We start from the raw sequence: 2,883 nt of genomic DNA on the forward strand, positions 1-2,883 counted from the left end.
CGGCGAGGTGGTGCATCGATCGCCGCAATTGCTGACGGGTTATTGGCGCCAGCCCGAATTGTCCGACGCCGCCTTCGCCGGCGGCTGGTTCCACAGCGGCGATCTCGCGACGATCGACGCCGACGGGTTCATCACGATCGTCGACCGCAAGAAGGACATGATCAAGACCGGCGGTGAGAATGTCTCGTCGCGCGAGGTGGAGGAGGCGATCTACACCCACCCGCACGTCTCCGAGGTGGCGGTGATCGGGCTGCCCGATCCGCGCTGGATCGAGGCGGTCACCGCCTTCGTCGTGCGCCGCGCCGGGGCCGAGGTGTCGGCGGCCGATGTCGAGGCGCATTGCGCGACGCGGCTCGCCGGGTTCAAGCGCCCCAAGCGGATCGTCTTCGTCGACGATCTGCCGCGCAACGCCAGCGGCAAGATCCTCAAACAGCGATTGCGTCAGCTTAGCGACGCTATGGCGGGGCATGATCGCGGCTGAGCGCGTTGGGGCATTGCTCCTCGCCGCCGGGGAGTCGCGCCGGTTCGGCGCGGCCGACAAATTGCTCGCCGAGCTGCGCGGGCAACCTCTGGTGCGCCACGTCGCCGAACGGCTCGCGGGGCTCGGGTTCGGCGCGCGGATCGCGGTGTGCAGCGACGATCGCGTCGCGGCGCTGCTCGACGACAGCGGATTTCATGTCTTGCGCAACGATGCGCCGGGGCGCGGGCTCTCGCATTCGCTGGCGCTCGGCATCGGCGCGCTGCCCGAGACGGTCGATGCCGCGCTGATCTGCCTCGGCGACATGCCCAATGTACCGGCGACGCATTTCGACGCCCTGCTGGCGAGGTTCGACCCCGCCCAGGCCCCAATCGTCGCATCGGACCGCGCGGGACAACCGATGCCGCCCGCGCTGTTCGGCCGATCCTCGTTCGCGGACCTGTGCGCTCGAACCGGCGACCGCGGCGCGCGCGACCTGCTCGCCACCGCGGCGCGCGTCGCGGCGGCGGCGGGCTGGCTCGCCGATATCGACGCCCCCGCCGATCTGGCGCGCGCGGTGACGCTCGACGACGCCGACTGACCGACCTTCGACTGGTACAAAAGAAGCCCCGACACCGTCCGAGCACCATTGCTAAATCCGCGTGCACCGAGGCTCGGTTCGCTGCGGTAACGATTCGTTGAGGATGTTCCGTCAAAGACGATCCCGCGCGCAAACCGCATCGCGCGCGCAGTGCCGGTTCGTCGCTGGCCGACAGTAAATTTCATATTTCACAGAGGTTTAGTCATGAATACGGCATCGGCCCGTACCGTTATCCTGCGCGGCGTCAGCGCGACTGCGTTGCTCCTCGCTGCAGCGCCGGCGCTCGCGCAGAGCGCATCCGATGCCGCTGCGGCTGCACCGCAGGACACCCCCGCCGACGTCGTCGTCACCGGCTCGCGCATTCCCCGACCGCAGTTCGATACCTTCCAGCCGACGCAGGTGATCGGCAAGAACGAGATCGACAATCGCGGTTATACCAATGTCGCCCAGGCGCTGACCGAGATCCCCGCGTTCGGCCCGCCGGGTGCGAGCGCGACCGGTGCGCAATCGCCGTTCGGGCCGGGGCAGACCTTCGTCGATTTCTTCGGGCTCGGCTCGCAGCGCACATTGGTGCTGGTCGACGGCCGGCGCTTCGTCTCGTCCAACACCGCGACGATCTTCGGCCCGGTCAGCCCGGGCTCGCAGGTCGATCTCAACACGATCCCGACCTCGCTGATCGAGCGGATCGAGACGGTGACCGTCGGCGGCGCGCCGATCTACGGCTCGGATGCGATCGCGGGAACGGTCAACATCATCCTCAAGCGCGATTATACCGGGGTTGAGCTCCGCGCGCAGAGCGGCGTCTCGCAACGCGGCGATGCCCCCGAACAGCAGCTCAGCCTGCTCGCGGGCACCAATTTCGCCGGCGGGCGCGGCAATATCACCGTGTCGGGCGAATATGATCACGGCGACGGGCTGACCGCGGGCAGCCGCGCCGTGACCGAGCGCGGCTCGTTCTTCGGCACCCCGCCCGCTTCGCTCAATTCGCCCTATCGGCAGGTCGTCTATCCGGGGCAGCGCTTCACGGCCTTCACCGCCGGCGGCACGCCCTTTTCGGACGACGATTATCTCGCCGTGCGCTCGGGAATCCGCAATGCCGCGGGGCAACTGCTCCAGTTCGGATCGAACGGCAGGCTCGTCCCGCTCGATCTCGGCACGATGATGCGTCAAGGCTTCATCAGCAGCGGCGGCAACGGCTTCGACATGCCCTCGCGATCGAACCTGCTGACCGATTCGGAACGTTATCTCGGCAGCGTCCGGCTCAGCTACCAGCTTACCGACAACGTGCGCTTCTTCGGCGAGGGCTGGTACAGCCATTCGAAGAGCGTCAACCTGATCGACGAGCCCAATTACAATACGGCATTGTTCGGCCCCGCCGGCTCGCCCAACGGCAATATCGCGATCAGCCTCGACAACCCCTATCTCAGCGCCGCCGATCGCGCGACGATCGCCGCCAATCTGCCCGCCGGGCAGAATGTCTTCTACCTCGGCCGCGCGCTTTCCGATCTCACCACCGGGCGCGCGGAATCGACCGTCGAGACCTATCGCTTCGTCGGCGGGTTCGACGGGACGCTCGGCATCGGCGGGCGCGATTTCAGCTGGGAAGCCTCGGCGGTCTACGGCCGGTCGCAGATGGATGTCCGCCAGAACAAGCTGGTCGAGCAGAATTTCCGCAACGCGCTCGACGTGGTGGTCGACGGTTCGGGCAATATCGTCTGCCGTCCCGGCGCGGTGAATGCGGCGATCCAGACGATCAGTTCGACCTGCGCCCCGCTCAACATCCTCGGCTCGGGGCAGGCGAGTCAGGCCGCGCGCAACTACATCT

Annotated in this window: 3 protein-coding genes; all 3 read left to right on the forward strand. The window is 67.4% G+C overall.

Going from position 1 to position 2,883, the window contains the following annotated elements; all coding sequences use genetic code 11:
* On the forward strand, positions 1-481 hold a 481-nt coding region (locus BGN95_RS00350; protein ID WP_286771275.1), incomplete at its 5' end, for an AMP-binding enzyme.
* A complete protein-coding gene (locus tag BGN95_RS00355; RefSeq protein ID WP_179512463.1) occupies positions 468-1,058 on the forward strand; it encodes a nucleotidyltransferase family protein in 591 nt (196 codons plus the stop codon). The genes BGN95_RS00350 and BGN95_RS00355, both read left to right, overlap by 14 nt.
* A 204-nt stretch (positions 1,059-1,262) precedes the next feature.
* Positions 1,263-2,883: TonB-dependent receptor plug domain-containing protein (locus BGN95_RS00360; RefSeq protein WP_286771276.1), on the forward strand; the 1,621-nt coding region annotated here is incomplete at its 3' end.

The sequence above is a fragment of the Sphingomonas sp. 66-10 genome (genome assembly GCF_001897045.1).
In the GTDB taxonomy this organism is placed as follows: Bacteria; Pseudomonadota; Alphaproteobacteria; order Sphingomonadales; family Sphingomonadaceae; genus Sphingomonas; species Sphingomonas lycopersici.

What these genes read in the sequence shown, in the direction of transcription:
- BGN95_RS00355 (WP_179512463.1), top strand. Translation starts at nt 468, where the DNA reads ATGATCGCGGCTGAGCGCGTTGGGGCATTGCTCCTCGCCGCCGGGGAG.